This window comes from Yoonia sp. (genome assembly GCF_017854565.1).
In the GTDB taxonomy this organism is placed as follows: domain Bacteria; phylum Pseudomonadota; class Alphaproteobacteria; order Rhodobacterales; family Rhodobacteraceae; genus Yoonia.
This window is the reverse complement of sequence record NZ_JAFMHJ010000014.1, coordinates 23,702-40,813: the sequence shown is the minus strand read 5'-3', so window position 1 is coordinate 40,813 and position 17,112 is coordinate 23,702. Positions and strand designations below refer to the sequence as shown.

16 protein-coding genes are annotated in these 17,112 nt (G+C 61.1%); 5 read left to right on the top strand and 11 right to left on the bottom strand.

The genetic code is table 11. The features are described from left to right. Positions 1–79 precede the first annotated feature (79 nt). From QZ196_RS07975 to QZ196_RS07965, 3 genes are read left to right on the top strand one after another with little or no spacing between them, the layout of a single operon-like run. Positions 80–739: a Tim44/TimA family putative adaptor protein gene (locus QZ196_RS07975; protein ID WP_296425344.1), complete on the top strand. Its 660-nt coding sequence runs from the start codon at positions 80–82 to the stop codon at positions 737–739. Between the two features lie 51 nt (positions 740–790). Beyond that, the gene (locus QZ196_RS07970) at positions 791–1,720 is read left to right on the top strand and encodes a murein transglycosylase A (RefSeq protein ID WP_366510962.1); all 930 of its coding nucleotides are present in this window, start codon (positions 791–793) and stop codon (positions 1,718–1,720) included. Next, positions 1,720–2,301 (top strand): Smr/MutS family protein, encoded by a 582-nt coding sequence (locus QZ196_RS07965; protein ID WP_296425284.1) that lies wholly within the window; start codon positions 1,720–1,722, stop codon positions 2,299–2,301. Before QZ196_RS07970 ends, QZ196_RS07965 begins: the two co-directional genes overlap by 1 nt. Here the strand turns inward: QZ196_RS07965 and QZ196_RS07960 are convergent. From QZ196_RS07960 to QZ196_RS07945, 4 genes are read right to left on the bottom strand one after another with little or no spacing between them, the layout of a single operon-like run. After that, positions 2,284–3,519 carry an MFS transporter gene (locus tag QZ196_RS07960; protein ID WP_296425283.1) on the bottom strand — a complete coding sequence of 412 codons (1,236 nt, stop codon included), beginning with the start codon at positions 3,517–3,519 and terminating at the stop codon, positions 2,284–2,286. The genes QZ196_RS07965 and QZ196_RS07960 overlap by 18 nt on opposite strands. A 43-nt stretch (positions 3,520–3,562) precedes the next feature. Beyond that, entirely contained in the window at positions 3,563–3,838 is a 276-nt protein-coding gene (locus QZ196_RS07955) for a hypothetical protein (protein ID WP_296425282.1), read from the bottom strand. 2 nt (positions 3,839–3,840) lie between these two features. Next, on the bottom strand, positions 3,841–5,145 hold the full coding sequence (gene hslU / locus QZ196_RS07950) for an ATP-dependent protease ATPase subunit HslU (protein ID WP_296425281.1): 1,305 nt from the start codon (positions 5,143–5,145) through the stop codon (positions 3,841–3,843). A gap of 8 nt (positions 5,146–5,153) precedes the next feature. Next, complete coding sequence (locus QZ196_RS07945; protein ID WP_296425280.1) at positions 5,154–6,221, bottom strand: hypothetical protein; 1,068 nt, start codon at positions 6,219–6,221, stop codon at positions 5,154–5,156. 163 nt (positions 6,222–6,384) lie between these two features. Here QZ196_RS07945 and QZ196_RS07940 point away from each other — a divergent pair, with 163 nt between their 5' ends. Beyond that, complete coding sequence (locus tag QZ196_RS07940; RefSeq protein ID WP_296425279.1) at positions 6,385–6,750, top strand: DM13 domain-containing protein; 366 nt, start codon at positions 6,385–6,387, stop codon at positions 6,748–6,750. Here the strand turns inward: QZ196_RS07940 and hslV are convergent. Further along, positions 6,747–7,301 carry an ATP-dependent protease subunit HslV gene (hslV, locus tag QZ196_RS07935; protein WP_296425278.1) on the bottom strand — a complete coding sequence of 185 codons (555 nt, stop codon included), beginning with the start codon at positions 7,299–7,301 and terminating at the stop codon, positions 6,747–6,749. The genes QZ196_RS07940 and hslV overlap by 4 nt on opposite strands. Positions 7,302–7,401: 100 nt before the next feature. Between hslV and QZ196_RS07930 the strand changes: the two genes are divergently transcribed. Then, positions 7,402–8,319: a hypothetical protein gene (locus tag QZ196_RS07930; protein WP_296425277.1), complete on the top strand. Its 918-nt coding sequence runs from the start codon at positions 7,402–7,404 to the stop codon at positions 8,317–8,319. Between the two features lie 52 nt (positions 8,320–8,371). Here QZ196_RS07930 and trxA read toward each other — a convergent pair whose 3' ends face one another. From trxA to tsaE, 6 genes are read right to left on the bottom strand one after another with little or no spacing between them, the layout of a single operon-like run. Continuing rightward, positions 8,372–8,692: a thioredoxin gene (gene trxA, locus QZ196_RS07925; protein WP_296425276.1), complete on the bottom strand. Its 321-nt coding sequence runs from the start codon at positions 8,690–8,692 to the stop codon at positions 8,372–8,374. Between the two features lie 59 nt (positions 8,693–8,751). Further along, complete coding sequence (gene addA / locus QZ196_RS07920; protein WP_296425275.1) at positions 8,752–12,087, bottom strand: double-strand break repair helicase AddA; 3,336 nt, start codon at positions 12,085–12,087, stop codon at positions 8,752–8,754. Beyond that, a complete protein-coding gene (gene addB, locus QZ196_RS07915; protein ID WP_296425274.1) occupies positions 12,084–15,011 on the bottom strand; it encodes a double-strand break repair protein AddB in 2,928 nt (975 codons plus the stop codon). Before addB ends, addA begins: the two co-directional genes overlap by 4 nt. After that, entirely contained in the window at positions 15,004–15,675 is a 672-nt protein-coding gene (locus tag QZ196_RS07910; protein WP_296425273.1) for a nucleotidyltransferase family protein, read from the bottom strand. The genes addB and QZ196_RS07910 overlap by 8 nt, the downstream gene beginning before the upstream one ends. Then, positions 15,672–16,643: a phosphotransferase gene (locus QZ196_RS07905; protein ID WP_296425272.1), complete on the bottom strand. Its 972-nt coding sequence runs from the start codon at positions 16,641–16,643 to the stop codon at positions 15,672–15,674. The genes QZ196_RS07910 and QZ196_RS07905 overlap by 4 nt, the downstream gene beginning before the upstream one ends. After that, positions 16,636–17,100 (bottom strand): tRNA (adenosine(37)-N6)-threonylcarbamoyltransferase complex ATPase subunit type 1 TsaE, encoded by a 465-nt coding sequence (tsaE, locus tag QZ196_RS07900; RefSeq protein ID WP_296425271.1) that lies wholly within the window; start codon positions 17,098–17,100, stop codon positions 16,636–16,638. The genes QZ196_RS07905 and tsaE overlap by 8 nt, the downstream gene beginning before the upstream one ends. Positions 17,101–17,112 lie beyond the last annotated feature (12 nt).

Genomic DNA, 17,112 nt, shown 5'->3' with positions numbered 1-17,112 from the left:
AGGTGGACTTGGCCCTACCCCTCACCTACATAGGGAAGGACTGGGCGTGTTTCCATGCCTTTCCCTGAACGAGGTCCCGATGAACTCTCCGATTATCCAGCTTTTAGTGCTTGCCGGCATCGCTGTTTTCCTGATCCTGCGGCTGCGTGGCGTTCTTGGGACGCGCGAAGGTTTTGAAAAGCCTGCAATCACACGGCCAGATAAGGACCGTCGCCGCAAGCCGGAATTTGACGTGATTGAAGGCGGTCCCGATCTTGATATCACTGACCATGTTCCCGACGGGTCGGACGCCGCCAAGGCGCTGTCTGCGATGAAACGTGTCGATCCGTCGTTTAACGTCGGTGAATTTCTGGGCGGGGCACGTGGCGCCTACGAAATGATCCTGATGGCGTTTGAAACGGGTGATCTGGATACTGTCGTCCCGTTCATGTCCAAAGATGTGTACGAGGCGTTCGCGACTGTCGTTGATGACCGCCAGCGACAGGGCCTGACCGTGGAGGCGAAATTCATCGGTATCAGCGATATGACCCTGACCGATGCGACATTCGACGAAGTCACCAAGGAAGGCGAAGTATCGGTACGCTTTAAAAGTGAGCTGACTTCCGTTGTGCGCGACAATGCCGGTGACATTATCGAAGGCAGCACGACTGAGATCAAGCGCCAGAAAGATACATGGACGTTTGCGCGTAAGATGGATGCAGGTGATCCGAACTGGCGGCTTGTTGCCACGGACGGCTAGGCTGTGTCGGGGTTGGGCGAACCAACATATACATCATTATCCTTTGGCGATTTGTCAGGATGGGCGGCCGATAATCATCAGGCCGCCTTTGATGTTTTTCGCACCACCTGCGCCGATGTGAAACAGCCCGACTGGGTGGCGCTGCGGGACATGGCGCATACCGGCCCGCGCGATTTCTTCGAAACCCGCTTTTGCCCTGTCCTGATCCAAGACGGCGGACCGATGGTGTTCACCGGATATTTCGAGCCGGAGTTGCGCGGTGCCCGCGTGCGCGGCGGCGATTATCGGCATCCGATCTATGCGGTGCCAGATGATCTGGTTGCGGGAACGCCGTATTTCACGCGCCGCGAGATTGAAACCGAACAGCCGTTTGCCGGGCGCAATCTTGAACTTGCGTGGCTCGCTGATCCGGTCGATTTGTTCTTTTTACAGGTGCAGGGGTCGGGCCGTATCCGTCTGCCGGATGGTGACCTGATGCGCGTGGGTTTTGGCGCCAAAAACGGGCGGGATTATACGTCGGTCGGAAAGGCGTTGGTAAAACGTGGCGTTTTCGCGCCTGATCAGGTCACCGCCGCGACGATCCGCGATTGGGTGCATCGCAACGGTGCCACAGGGCGTGCGCTGTTGTGGGAAAACCAAAGCTATGTGTTCTTTCGCGAAGTCAGCGATGTGCCTGCCCATCTGGGGCCGCTGGGGGCGATGAACCGATCCATCACAGCCGGCCGGTCGATTGCCGTTGATCCGGCATTTGTACCGCTGGGCGCGCCGGTCTGGATCGAAAAGGCAGGCCGCGCCCCGCTGCACAGGTTGATGATCGCACAGGACACCGGATCGGCGATCAAAGGGGCGCAGCGCGCGGATATTTTCTTTGGGACAGGCCTCGCTGCCGGACTTGCGGCGGGTGCAATCAACGACGGCGGGCGTATGGTCGTGCTTTTGCCAATCACCGTTGCCGCGCGGCTGACCGGGGTGACGCCGTAATGCGCCGCCCCCGGCATCTTTCTGCGGAAGAGCGTGCGCTGTGGGATCGCATCGCCGAGCGGGCAACGCCGCTTGATCCCAAAAAACCCCGTCATGCGCCGCCTTTGGTCAAGCCCAAAAAACCAGCCGATCCACGCGCGCCAGTCCCTGATTTCCGGGTTGGGCAAACCACCAGCGGGCACCGTCCGCATGATCTGTTGCTCAGCCTTGGTGAACGGCTGTCGCGTGCGCCGGTGCAGATGGATCACAAGTCATTTGGCAAGATGAAGCGCGGCAAGCTGGTGCCGGAAGGCCGTATCGACCTGCACGGCATGACCATGTCCGAGGCACATCCCGAATTGGTGGGCTTCATTCTGGGGTCCCAATCCATGGGTCGGCGGTTGGTGTTGGTGATCACGGGCAAGGGCAAAGACCGCGACGACGGTGGTCCGATCCCCATGCTCCATGGGGTTCTGCGCCATCAGGTGCCGCAATGGCTGGGGCTGCCGCCATTGTCGCAGGCCGTTTTGCAGATCACCCCTGCGCATCTGAAACATGGCGGGCACGGTGCGTATTACGTCTATCTACGCCGCCGCCGGTAGTTGCAGCGCGGCGCGGCGCAGGGGCATAATGCTGATCAGCGATGCAAACAGGAACGTCGCGGCATAGGCCAGCAATTGCTGTTCGAACCCCACGCCTTGATCAATCAGCCACCCCGAAAGCCCCGGCCCAATCGCTGAGCCCAGGACCATCGCAGCTGCGACCGCCGATTTGATCGACCCGATATGGCGGGTTCCGTAATAGTCGGCCCAGACGGCGGCTGGCAATGTGGCCTGCCCACCGCCGGCCATGCCCATCAGCATCACCCCGGCCGCGGACCACGCCACCGTCGGCGCATACCAATGCAGGGCAAAGGCCAGACAGAGCGGCAGCAGATAGATCGGAAAAAGCCGCCCCGCGCCAAACCGGTCAATTGCCCAGCCGTAGACGAAGGTGAAGACCATGAATGTGGCAGTACCAAGCGGAAACACCGCGACAAGGCTTAGATGATCCCAGCCTTTGATGTCCGCAAAATGCACCTGATGAAAGCAAAACGCGGTCGCGAAAGCCGGAAACAACATCACCGATGGCACCAGCGCCCAAAACAATGGATGCCGCAGCGCCTGCGCGCGTGTCCAGTGTTGGTTGTTCATGCCCGCGGCACTGTCTTGGGTGGTGACGGATTGCGGCGTGCGCTCAAGCCGGAGCAGTCTGAACAGGACCGGCATCATCAGCACCGCGAACACAGCGCAGCCGACCCACAGTTGCTGCCACGTGAAATAGGTTTTCAACCACACAAACGTCAGCGGCATCGCTGCTTCGGCCAGCATGAAACCCACTGATGCAATGGCCAGCGCCCGCCCGCGGGTGGCAATGAACCAGCGCGCCATCGCGACAATAGCCACATGGCTGACCATGCCCTGACCCAGAAACCGCAGGGCAAAGATGACAATGGGCAGGGCTGCGGCATATGGGTTGAACGCCATTGACAGGCACGCCAGCGCCAGCAATGCCACAATGGCCACACCGATGACGCGGACGCGGAAACGGTCCACCAACCCGCCCGCAAACAACATCGCAACCGCCGATGCGCCGGTGCCCATCATATAAATCAGGCCCCAATCGCCGTTCGACAGGCCAAAAGCCGCCCGAATGTCACCGCCAAAAATGGCGATAAAGAAGGTCTGCCCAAAGCTGGACAAAAACGTCAGCAGCGCCCCCACCGCAAGGAAGGGCGCATTATCGCGGATGAAACGGACGTAGGCGGCAAAGGCTGTCATAAGCCGTTGATGATCCGCGCGTGCGCGATGTGAAAGCCCTAAATCACCGATCCTGCCAGGCGCGATAGCGATATACCAGTTCGCTTTCGCAAATCTTGAACCCGATATAGCTGAGCATGGCCGCGATGGCGCACAGCATGATTTCGGCCAGTTGGACCAGCCCTCCTTCCATCACGGCGACCCATCCGAATGCGCGCAGGAACCGGATGTTGGCCATCGACGTCTGAAACAGGTTCAGTGTCGCATAGGCCAGAATGACCGTAAAAGCGCCCGCGATGACCAGCACGGCAATGACGGGATATCGGCGCAGCCGCAGCATGGTTACAGAACATACCGGCTGATGTCAGTGGATCGCGACAGCGCCCCCAGATGCTTTTCGACGAAATCGGCGTCCACGGCAATTTCATCGCCACCACGGTCGGGCGCATTGAACGACAGGTCCTCGAACACGCGTTCCATCACGGTATAAAGCCGGCGGGCACCGATGTTTTCGACGGCCTCGTTCACCTCTGCGGCGATTTTGGCCAGCGCCTTGATCCCGTCTGGCGTGAAGGTCACGGTGACGTCCTCGGTTTTCATCAGGGCAGAGTATTGCAGCGTCAGCGCGTTGTCCGTTTCGGTCAGGATGCGGACGAAATCGTCTTCGGTCAGGGCGCGTAGTTCCACCCGGATCGGCAGACGGCCCTGCAATTCAGGCAGCAGGTCGGACGGTTTCGCGACGTGGAACGCGCCCGATGCGATAAACAGGATGTGGTCGGTCTTGATCGGGCCGTGTTTGGTCGAAACGGTTGTGCCTTCGATCAGCGGCAGCAAATCGCGCTGCACGCCTTCGCGCGACACATCGGCACCGCGGGCGTCGGACCGGGCGCAAACCTTGTCGATTTCATCCAGAAACACGATTCCGTTCTGTTCAACCGCCTCCAGCGCGGCCTTGGTCACGGTTTCATCGTCCAGCAGCTTATCGGCCTCATCTGCGACCAGCGCGTCATAGCTTTCGGCGACGGTCATCTTTTTCTTGACGGTCCGACCGCCCATTTTGCCGAACAGTTCGCCAATGTTCATCATGCCGCCCATGCCGCCGGGCTGTCCGGGAATTTCGAAACCGCCCAGCGGGTTGGACGTGTCGGCCAACTCCAGTTCGATCACGGTATTGTCCAGCTCGCCTGATTTAAGTTTCCGGCGGAACATGTCGCGCGTGTTTTCGCGCGCATCGGTGCCTGCAATCGCCGTGACAACACGCTCTTCGGCGGCTTCGCGGGCCCGAGCCTTGACGTCTTCGCGCATGTGTTCACGGGTATCAAGGATCGCGGTATCCACCAAATCGCGGATAATCTGTTCCACGTCGCGGCCCACATAACCGACCTCAGTGAACTTTGTCGCTTCGACTTTGATGAATGGCGCGCGGGCCAGTTTTGCCAGACGGCGGCTGATTTCGGTTTTACCAACACCCGTGGGGCCGATCATCAGGATGTTCTTTGGATACACCTCGTCGCGCAGGTCATCGCCCAGCTGTTTACGGCGCCACCGGTTGCGCAGGGCCACGGCCACGGCGCGTTTTGCGTCGTTCTGGCCGATGATGAACCGGTCCAGCTCTGATACGATTTCGCGGGGGGTCAGGTCTGTCATGTCAGTCCTCAAACTTGAGAAGGGGGAAGCCTGTGCAGGGGAACGATCCCCGGCAAAAGGCCCAAAACACGGGCGCGGATCCGTTCCCAGAACGCGCCCAGCAAAAGTAAAGCGATGCCAAGAAACAGGACCGTCAGCGCGGCGCCGTCGCCATTCAGGACTGTCGCGGCAAGCGTCACGATATAGCCGATCGCGGCAATCAGAAATGACCGGCGATCAATGACGATGGCAACGACAGCAAAAAGCGCAAGAAACCCCAGCAAGACGATGTTGGCCCCAGCCGTGCCCTGATCCAAAAGCGACAGCGCCACGGTGTTGACCAACGCAGGCGCTGCAACCACATGCAGCCAGAACCCATTGGCGGACCGCCGGGTGACACGGTGTGGGTCGCTCATGTCGAAGGCCATGGCGACGGCAAACACCAGCACGCCCAGCACAAGGGTGATCCACGCGAACGGCCCACCAGCCGACAGAAGAAACAGGTCACTTATGTCGCGCACCTCGCCGCCTTGGCTGGCGGCAAGCACAGTCGCGGCAATAAACAGGCCAATCGCAATCATCGCCATGGCAATGGGCACCCGGAACCGCCACCAGTAGATCAACAGCACCAGCGTTGTCAGAAGCACTGGCAACGTCGCGCTGAAATAGTCGCCCTGGACGATCATGAACGGTTCACCGAGCAGCGCCAGAAAACCAATGATCGGGTTGATCCCAAACATCACCGCAAGCGCAATAGCCGGGGCGATCATGCGCCGTTTGCGCACAAAATACTCGGATAGCATCCAAAGTATCCCTGCGGCCATCACGGTCACCGACACGGCATAGCCCCGCAGATTGATGATGTCATTGCCCAGCGTCAGGGCTGTGACACTGACCCACCCGGTTGCCAGAATGATCAGTCCAATCACGATGAATATTTCGTTGAAACCTTTGAACAGCTCGAACGGCTCGTCACCCGGCAACAGATTTTCGCGCGCGCCACGACGGCTATCGGCAAGGCTGACCAAGTCGGCCGCCTGCTTTTCCGTCAAAAGGCCACTGCCAACGGCGGCCCGAAGATCATCACGTGCAATCATCTGCATCCTTTGCATTTCCGCAACCTATGGTCTGTGCGGGGCAAGTCCAAGGGTCTTGCCGGGCTTTTGGTAAAAATTGCAGCAGTTCACAAATCTGTGCAGCCGATTGCGTGGCAGCGGCGGGTCGGTACGATCAAGGCACCCAATAGCCAGGAGCTTCGCAATGGACAGACGCACATTCCTCGCCGCCACTTTGGCAACCGCCGCCCTGCCCGCGTTCGCGGGAGGGCATGGCCGCCTTGGCAACTTTAGCGGGGTCAGCGACCACACCACCGTCGGCACCGCCGAAATCGTGGGGCGGCAAGTGAACCTGCTGGATGATTTCCAGCTTGACCGTGCGCCCGACCCCAAGGTCGCGCTGGGCAAGGATGGCGTTTACGATCCCGACACGCTGATGGGCGAATTGCAGAAACGGCGCGGCGCATCCAGCTATACCGTGCCCGAAGGGATCAACACCGACGACTATAACGAGGTCTGGATCTGGTGCGAGCGGTTCAATGTGGGCCTTGGCGTGGCACCGATCACCTAGCCGATCGTTTCAACCGTCAGATTGCCGTTGGTATAGACGCAAATATCAGCCGCAATCGCCATGGCGCGGCGGGCGATATCCTCGGCCATCAGGTCCGTGGTCATCAGCGCCCGCCCGGCAGCAAGCGCATAGTTCCCACCCGAGCCAATCGCGGCAATGTCATGTTCGGGTTCCAGAACGTCGCCGGCACCGGTGATCACCAACAACTCTTTTCCATCGCTGACGATCAACATCGCCTCAAGCTTTTGCAGGTATTTGTCGGTGCGCCAATCCTTGGCCAATTCCACGGATGCGCGGGCCAACTGCCCCGGCGTCGCCTCAAGCTTTTTCTCAAGCCGTTCCAGCAGGGTGAATGCGTCCGCCGTCGATCCGGCAAACCCTGCAACAACGTCCTGACCACCCGGCGACAGGCGGCGCACCTTGCGGGCGGTGCCCTTGATCACGGTCTGGCCCAGACTGACCTGCCCGTCGCCCGCGATCACGACCTTGCCGCCTTTGCGGACACCGATGATCGTGGTGCCATGCCAGCCGGGGAATTGTTCTTTTGCCATCGTCCGCTCCTGTTCATTGCTGCATATATGGCGGGCAACCAGCGGGCAAACAACCCCGGGCGGCTTGTTCGCGCTGCCAGACGCGGCTAGCGTCCGCGCCATGAGCGAAGCAAACACCGTCACCTTTTATCTGCATGACCAGCTGCGCAAACAGGCAGAGGCGGGCAACCACAACTTTATCAAAAAGATGGTGGAGGTTCTGGCGGATGCCGGTTTGGATGTCGCGTTTGATGGTGATGACACAGCGGCGCACCTGCGTGCGACGATGCGGCCCGGCCACGGCATGTTCTTGATGCAAGCGCCCGCAAACACGCGTGGCCTGACGTTTCGCAAGACCTATCTTTTCCCGTTCTGGCATATCGAAAAACAGGGCAAACGCTGGGAATGGCCGGTGGCGCACGATATCTTTGATCCCGCAGCCCAGAACCCGGTAAAGGCCGCGAACTTCTACCGCTTTTGGCAAAACCGTCTGTTTGATGACGCGCCCGGCGCGACCACAAAAGACGGATTTGTCTATATCCCGCTGCAAGGGCGGCTGACGACCCAGCGGTCATTCCAACATTGCAGCCCCATCGACATGATCCGCGCCGTACTGGACCATGACCCCCATCGGCGTATCATAGTCACCCTGCACCCGTCCGAGGATTACACCCCCGATGAACAGGCCGCGTTAGACGACCTGATTGCCCAGCATAGCCGCCTTTATGTCCGCATCGGCGGGATGGAGACGTATTTGAAAGGCTGCGACTATATTGTTACCCAAAACTCTGGCGTCGGGTTCATGGGCTACTTTTTTGGCAAGCCTCTGATCCTGTTCGGGGCGGTCGACTTTCACCATATCGCGCTGAATGTGCGCGATATTGGTGTTGCTGCGGCCTTTGCTGCCGTTGATGATCACGCGCCGAACTACGCGGCCTATCTGCATTGGTTCCTGCAAAAACGGTCGATCAATGCGGGCCGCCCCGAGGCCACCCAGAAAATCCGCAATGTGCTGCGCGGTCACGGTTGGCCGGTCTGAAACGAAAACGGGCGCCACATGGGGCGCCCGATCACAGTAGCATAAGCGAAGGTTAAAGCGAGGCTTCGATCCAACCCTGAAGCGCGGCCTTCGGCGCCGCACCGGCCTTGTTCGACACGACCTCACCGTTCTTGAAAAGGAACAATGCAGGGATGCCGCGCACGCCCATTTGTGCAGGAGAATTGGGGTTTTCGTCGACGTTCACTTTGACGATCTTGACCTTGCCTGCCATTTCGTTGGAAAGCTCTTCCAACGCGGGGCCGATCTGCTTGCATGGGCCACACCATTCCGCCCAGAAGTCCACGACGACGGGAATATCGGACTGGCGCACTTCGGCGTCAAAGGTTGCATCGGTCACTGCTACGGTTGCCATCAGGTCACTCCTTGGCGAAAATCATTGAAACCAGAACCTAAGAACCCTGGCCCCGTTGGTCAAGGTGGGGTAACACCGTTCAGCGCATCGTGAAGCAGATCGTCGGGCAAAGGCATCAATCGCGCGGTCTGAGTCCATAAAATCGCAACCTCAATCCGGTGATCGGGGTAAACCTGCGACAGTGCGGCGTGATAGGCGCCCATCTGCCGCAGCAACCCGACTGGCGTCTGCGCCGGGGTGTCTGGCACCAGACGGTTGGTCTTGTAGTCAATCGCGGTCACGAGGTCCGGCGTCACCAGCAGCCGGTCGATGGTGCCGTGCATCCGGCCAAGGTCCGGCAATGCGGCGGTTACATCTACTTCGGTCAATGCGTCGGTGTCCCAAAGATGCGCCAGCGCAGGCGCGGCAAGCAGGGTCATCACCTCGGCAACCATGCCCGGATCAGCGGTCAGGCGCAGGCCAAGGTCCATCCGGTCATCGGGCTGTGCCAGCGGCAGATGCTCTAGCAACAAATGGATCAGCGTGCCGCGTTCCAGCGCATCGTCCAGATCATCACCAGCGGGATCGCCCGGCATGATCTTGGCCCCCGGCATTTCGGACGGCGACAGTGTTTTGCAGACCGCGACCACGGGCGTGGGTCCGAACGACGGGGTGACAGCATCGGGCGCGGCAACAACCACAGGCGTGGTCAGCGGCAAGCCGTCCCAATCCAGATGCGCCACACGTTTGACGGTGATGTCGCCCGCCGTGGCATCGAAATCGCCGCGCTGCCGCATTCCGTCGGCGACGATGTTATACCAACTCGCGCCGCCCTCACCCACGTCACCGGCGGCACCGATGATCAACCATTTTTCGGCCCGCGTCATCGCCACATAGAGCAGCCGCAACCGCTCGCGCGCCTGTTTTGCAATCACCTCGGTGCGCAACGCGGTGACCGCAGGGGCGGATTGCGGGGTTGGTGTTTTCCAGATCAGGTGGTCACCCGCAGGCAGCAGTTCGGCGTTCACCTTGACGTCGCGCTTGGCCGTGTCGGGCAGGATCACAATCGGCGCCTCAAGCCCCTTTGCGCCGTGCACGGTCATCACGCGAATGCGGTCGCCCTGACTGTCCATCTGGCGCTTGACCTCAAGATCATCGGTTTCCATCCACGTCAGGAATCCGGTCAAACTGGGCACGCCGGTGCTTTCATAGGCAAGCGCCTGCGACAGTAGCGCGTCAATGCCATCCTCGGCCTCTGGTCCCAGCCGGGCCAGCAATTTGCGCCGTCCGTCGTGGCGGGTCAGAATGCGCTCGATCAAATCATAGGGGCGCAGAAAATCAGAGGCCGTGCGCAGATCGTCCAGTACGCGCCGCGTCCGGGCATAATTCCCGTCGCGCAGTGCAGCCCACAGGAAACCCTTTTGCGGACGATGATGCGCCAGCGTAAACAATGCCTGCTCTGACCAGTCAAACAGCGGCGACCGCAGAGCGGCGGCCAACGCCAGATCATCCTCTGGCAGCGCCAGAAAGCTAAGCAATGCGGCCAAATCCTTGACGGCCAATTCGGCCCCGACGCGCAATCTGTCTGCGCCGGCAATCTGAAGGCCGGCGGCCTTGCAGGCGCGAATGATCTCGGCAAACAGCTCTGACCGGCGCTGCACAAGGATCAGAATATCACCCTCGGTGATCGGGCGGCGCTGGTACGTGCCGGTTCGGCCGATTTCCACCGGGATCGTTTCATGCGCGATCATCCGCTGGATTTGCCCCGCGACACGGCTGGCCATTACAACGGTGTGATCCGTCTCGCTTGGTTCATCGACGGGGTCGTACCAGTTGCGACTGTCATCGGTGCTGGATTTCTCGATCACCGGCCACAGATCGACACGCCCCGGCATCTGATCTTTGAAGGCGATGTGGCTTAGGCTGTCGTCCATCCCCTCGGCCCGCTCTGCGACAAAGGTTTGATCCACGACCGACAGGATCGCCTGCGACGACCGGAACGAATGATCCAGCGACGTCACTTCGAAGCCTTTGCCAACCGCGTCGTGGGCCGCACGAAAATGGGTTTTCATCTGATCAAACGCCGCCGGGTCCGCACCCTGAAACGAATAGATCGACTGTTTCTTGTCGCCGACCACAAATACGGTCCGTTCGCGTTCCGGCTGTGCGCCGATTCCGGCGGCAAATTCATGGGTGAGCTGTTCAATCACCGCCCATTGCGTCGGGCTGGTGTCCTGCGCCTCGTCCACCAGAACGTGATCAATGCCGCCGTCCAGCCGGAACAGCACCCACTGCGCGACGTCGCGGTCGGTCAGCAACGCCTTTGCCTTGCGGATCAGATCATCAAAATCCAGCGCGCCCATGGCCAGCTTGCGGGCCTCATAGGCGGGGACGAACACGGCGCCAAACCGATAGATCGCCAATGTTCGCTCTACCGCATCCATCGCCCATAAATGCGCCTTGCCCGCCGCGACCCGGTCCATCCAATCATGGACAGCATCCGCGATCGGTGCCATCGCCTCGACCGCTTTGCCGTGGTTGCTTTGGGGGAAGTTCACGGATTTGGAATTGCAGGTATTGGCGTAAAGAAAAAGCTGGCAAAGCGTGTCTAACCCGGCCCAATTCGGGGTTTTATAGTCCAACCCCTTCAACGTCTCAGCCAGCTTTTTATACGATGGCGACTGGTCCCGAAACGCCTCTGCCAGCTCTGCGACGATATCCGCCTCGTGGCCCTGGAACGCAAGCGCCAGCGCATCGGCGCGCTGGGCATTGGCGGGCAGATCCAGCGTTGCCTTGATGTCAGCCGCGGTCACGGCGTGGGCAAAATGATCGCGCTTGCCGGCCACCTCGGCGGTAAGCTGCACCAGATCATTGCCGGTAAAATGGGTCAGCACATCATGGACGACCTGCGCGTCAGGGCCTGTCACCATCTGGTCCATGACCTCGGCGCGCAAAAGCTGGGCCGTGCGGTCCTCCATTTCGCGGAACTGCGGACTGACCCCCGCCTCAAGCGGGAATCGGCGCAGCACACCGGCACAGAACGAATGGATTGTCTGAATTTTCAGTCCACCCGGCGTTTCAATCGCGCGCGCAAACAGTGTCCGCGCCTCGCGCAACTGGACCGCGTCGATCACACGGTCCACACCCAGCGCGCGCAGATCATCGCGCAGATCATCGTCCGCCATCATCGCCCATTCGCCCAGCCGTTTGAACAAACGGTTCTGCATCTCGGCTGCGGCGGCCTTGGTATAGGTCAGGCACAAGATGTTCTGCGGCGATACTTTTTCCAGCAAAAGCCGCGCCACGCGGTCCGTCAGAACCCGCGTCTTGCCCGAACCGGCATTGGCCGACAGCCAGGTTGAAATGCCCGGATCGGCGGCATCGACCTGCCGTTGCGTTGCGGCGTCGCGGATCATGTCAGCACCTGTGGTTCCGGGGGTTGGCTGGTGTCCCATTCGCCATAGCGGGACAGATGATCATAGGGGCTGATGTCGGTTTTGGAAAACAGCGCCAGCCGCGCGGTATAGCCGCGATCATTGCGTTGCCAATGGGCCAAAAGCGTCTCTAACGCGGCCCAAACCTGATCTGGGGGCTGTTTCTTCAATGGTGCCTCGACGTTCTTCATGGCGGCATTGACCCCGATGAATGTGGCGGATTGGACCGGGCGGGCGCCCAGTGCGGCAAAGGCGCCGCGCTCTACCATGGCGGCCTCGAGCAGCAGTTGCTTGTCAAAGTTTTCCTGCTGTGGGGGTGATGGCACGACGCCGGTCTTGTAGTCATAAATCAAGGCATCGCCGTCTGGCGTCAGGTCAATCCGGTCGGCTTTGCAGGTCAGGGTGACATTGACGTGCGGCACGACGATCTGGCCGTCGATCTCGATCATTTGCATGTCGGCGATGGCGCGGCGCGCAACTTCGGCGGTCAGGAACGTATCCGCGACCCGGTCCATCCGGGCAATCCATTGCGCCCGGATCGTTGGCCAGGGGCACTGTTCTGCGAATAGTTCCCGCGTGATCGTCATCAGCGCGTCCCGATCGCCGGGGGCATGGTTTTCCGCGATGAACCTTTCAAGGATCGCATGCACGATAATGCCACGCAGCGGCGCGTCGGCTGTCGGCACCAGTGGATCAAGCGGGTTCAACCGAAGCACCTTGCGCGCGTAAATCGCAAAGGGGTCGCGGATCAGCGTTTTGACCTGCGTCACCGAGATATGATCGGGTCGCGCTGCGACGGGTGGCTGCGGTGATGGGCGCGGCGCGGGATCGGCCCGCGTTTGGGGCGCGGAAAGGGTGGCGGCCATCGCTGACCAATGATCGCCCCGCGCCTTCATGGCCTGCAATGCGATAACACCGTTTTGCTGCGGCAGACCGTTCAGCAGGTTGGTCAACCGGTTCACCCATCGCGACGGCACGGTTTCCGCATCAGCCGATCGTTTTGCCCGCGTGATCCAAACCTCGCGCCCGGCGACGGCTTGTTGATAATCATGTGCCGAAAGCCCGATCCGTCGCTCTGGCAGCAGCAGCCCCGCCGCCTTGCGCATCGCACGGTTCAGCCAGGGATCAGGTGGCGGCGCCTCGGGCCAGACGCCATCGTTCATGCCGCCCAGAATGGTCAGGTCAACGCCTTGCACCCGCGCCTCGAGCGTGCCCCAGATCAGGATATGCGGATGCCCCGCATCGCGGTCACGGACCACGCCATCAGCCAAAACTGCCCCAAATAGGGCGGAATAGTCACTGGTGTCCATCTCTCCGCCCGCGTCGGCATCCCGCAACAGCATGTCACATATCCGCCGCGCCTCGCGGCCTGCCGCCTCGTCCCACAGCCCGCCTGCGCCGGGCGCATCAGGTCCCGCGCACAGCGTTTGCGCCAGCATCAGATGGGTATCAAGGTGCGCCGCAAGCGGGCGCGCCAAAACCGCATCATGCCCAACAATCACATCCGCCAGCCAGCGAGCCCATGGCAGCCGGTCGGTGTCTTTTCCGGCCCAGGCGATCAACGTATCGGCGGTGGGGAACGGCGGGCCCCTGCGCCGCAAATGCAGTTCCAATTCGCGCGTGCGCCGCAGATGCGCACCCCTGTCTTCGCGCGCCGAATGGCACAGCGGATGTTTCAGCAGCGTCAACAGCGCCTCACCGGTCAGCGGCTTGCCAAAAAGATCGGCCACATGTCGCAGCAAACGCCCCGGCGGCGACAGCGCCAGCGGCGTTCCCGCGCTGTCATCGGGGCGAATGTCCCAGCGATCCAGCGCGGCGGTCACCTGCCGCGTCAGCATACGGTCAGGTGAAATAAGCGCGGCGGTGATCCCGTCTTCTGCGGCTTGGCGCAGCCGCAGGGCAATCGTTTCGGCCTCTGCGCGCGGTGATGTCGCCTCGATCAGGGTGATGCCATCCGTTGCGGCCATCAGATCACCAAGCCCGGGGCCCTCTTCCAACCATTGATTTGTCACGGGCGCAGGCCGCAACGACAGTGACACCAGCCGGTTTCGGGCCGGTTGCGCGGGTTCTGTCCGTGCCCAGCGGGCGACATCCTGCGGTGCAAACCCGATCAGATCCATCAGGTGGCGGAACCGATACTGCGGATGATCCTCGGCTGTCATGACGTCGTCCATGCCGGTCCAAACGCTGTTGGGCAGATCAAAATCATACCCTGGCAGGATAATCGCACCCTGCGGCAATGCGGCGACCGCCTGCATGAACCGCGCCGTCGCCCCCCGCGATCCTGTAGAGCCGGCAATGATCACCGGATGGCGCGGCGGCGTATTTGACCAGCGGGCGGCCAAGGCCTCAATCACCATCCTTTGGCGGGCCTCTTTGTCCGGCGCCTCGGCGGTATCGCCAAAGAACGGGGCAATGATCCGTAGGAATTGCAGCGCGCGGTCCCAATGACCGGACTGATCCGAAACATCCAGCCCCGCGATCTTATCGGGGCCAACCCCTTCGCCCTGCATTTCGTCCATCAACTTGGCCAGACTGTCCGACAGATCATAAAGCGCCGCACGCGGTGCCAGATCGGGTTCCTGTTCCAACAATTTGGCCACGAATTGCGACAGTTCCAGCCGCCGTCGCAGGGGCGAAACAGGCGGCGGGATCTGGATCGACACGGGGTCCATCGCCAGATCGGTGATCAACCTGATCCGGGGCAGCAGCCGCGCTGGCCCGGCGTCAAAAACCGTGCGGATGCGGCGCTGCATCCGGGTCGTATTGACGTAAATCTCGACCCTGGCCCAATCGGTGGGGGACATGCCCGCGCCCCGCGCGACCAGCCCATCCACCAGCCCCTGTGCGAAATCGACGCCGGGGGGCGCGCCAAAGATGCGGGGGGTGTCGGTCGGTTCAAACATCCAGCATCGCCTCGGCCAGCGGAATACTTGACGGTTGGCCGACGTCGCACCATTGGCCATCATACCGGACCCCAAAAAGCCCGCCGCGTGCCGCCATCTGATCCCAGATCACATTCATCGAAAAAGCATCCTCTTTGACCTGTACCAGGGTGTCTGTGCGGATAATCTGAACGCCGGTATAGATATCTGCGGGCCCACGGTGCAGCCGCCCGGCCGCGTCAATCGCAAAGTCGCCCTTGCCCAGATGCCCGGTCACCTGCGTCTTGGGGATTACCAGCAGCAGCGCCTCCATCTCTTGGCGCCAGGATGCCAGCAGTTGCGCAATCGGGTTGGGACCGCGCCAGACCGCATCGGTATTCATCGTAATGACCGGACTTTGGTTCAGCAGCGGCAGCGCTTGTTGCAGGCCGCCACCCGTTTCGCGCAACAGTGCCGTTTCATCTGAAAAAACGATATCCTGCCCGTCCAGATGGGCGCGCAGCATACCTGCCTTGTAATGCAGGTTCACCACGCGCGGGCCCAGATCGGGCAGTTCCGTCAGCGCCAGCGCATGATCAATCAGCGCCCGCCCGGCCACGCGGACCATTGGCTTTGGCCGATCCCGCACCAAATCGCCCATCCGCGTCCCCAGACCTGCGGCAAACAAAAGAATTGGCGTGCTCATGCGCGCAGCCTTGCCAGTGTAGCGGTGTCGGGTCGCGGCAAGGTGTCCAGCGTGGCCTCGCGCAGCACGGCAAGCGCGGGGTGCCCAAGATCGCGCATCAGGTTGTCCCAGACCCGCGGGATCAAATCGACATATCGGCCCTTGTCGGCAATCTGCGACAGCCGTGCGAAAACGCCAAGTATACGCAGGTTGCGCTGCGCGCCCAGACAGGCAAACTTTGCCGCAAACCCATCGTCCGCGCCGGTTTTTTCGATAAAATACTGCATCATGGTCTTTGCAAGGGCGGGGTCAATATCCCGCCGCACGTCCCGCAACAGCGAGGCAAGATCATAGCCAGCAGGTGCCATGAACGCATCTTGAAAGTCCAGCAGCCCAACGCGGGCCAATCCGGCTTTCTCCGGCCGCCAAATCAGGTTCTCGGCATGATAATCACGCAGGGCAAGCGTGTCGGGAATTGGCGCATAGGTTTCGAACGCGCGTTCAACGGCGCGCATCAGATCGGTGACATCGGCCTTGGCATAAAAGGTCCCCGCCACGTCAATCATCCCGGCGGCGACCTGTGGCGTCATGCGGACCAACGGCAGATCAATGTCGCGGGCCTGCACATGCACCAAGACATCAATGGCGGCGCGGTACATCGTTGCGGCGTCTTGCGGCGTTGTCGTCAACCAGCGCGCGAAATCATCCCGGCCCAGATCCGACAGGATCATGATCCCGTGTTCCGCGTCATGCGCCAGAATGCGCGGGGGGCACAGCCCCTGCGCCGCCAGCCATGCCGCAATCGTGGCAAAGGGGCGGGTATCCTCGCCATTGTCCGGCGGCGCGTCCATTAAGATCACGCTTTCACTTGCCAGTGACAGCCGCATGTAACGCCGCCCCGATGCATCACCGGCCAGTGCGGCACGTGCCCAACCGGCCCAGTCGGAGTGTGCCAAGAAGCCGTCAACCGATGCCGCGCGATCATCCATCCAGATTGTCCAATCGCGCGGCCCAGACGGGCGGCGCATCGATCGCAACGGCGTGCCCCGTGGGTTCAGCGGAAAACGTCAGCCGCAACGCGCCCTTGGGCGTATCGGACCCAAGCCGGTCCGGCCATTCGATCAGGCAAATTGCGGTGGCAAACGCATCGTCCAACCCCAGCTCGAACGCTTCATCTGGGTGGGTCAGGCGGTACAGATCGCAATGCCAGATGTCGCCTGCGGGGTCTTCATAGGTTTGGACCAGCGTGAACGTCGGTGACGGAACATCCTCCATCCGGCCAAGGCGGGCGCGGATCAACGCGCGCGAAAACGCGGATTTCCCGGCGCCAATCGCACCTTCCAGCAGAATTGTGTCGCCGGGGCGCAGCAATGGGGCGATCCGGGCCGCAAATGCAGCCGTGTCAGCCTCGTCAGGTAGGGCAAGTTGGGTTGGTGGTGTGGACATGCACAAAGACTA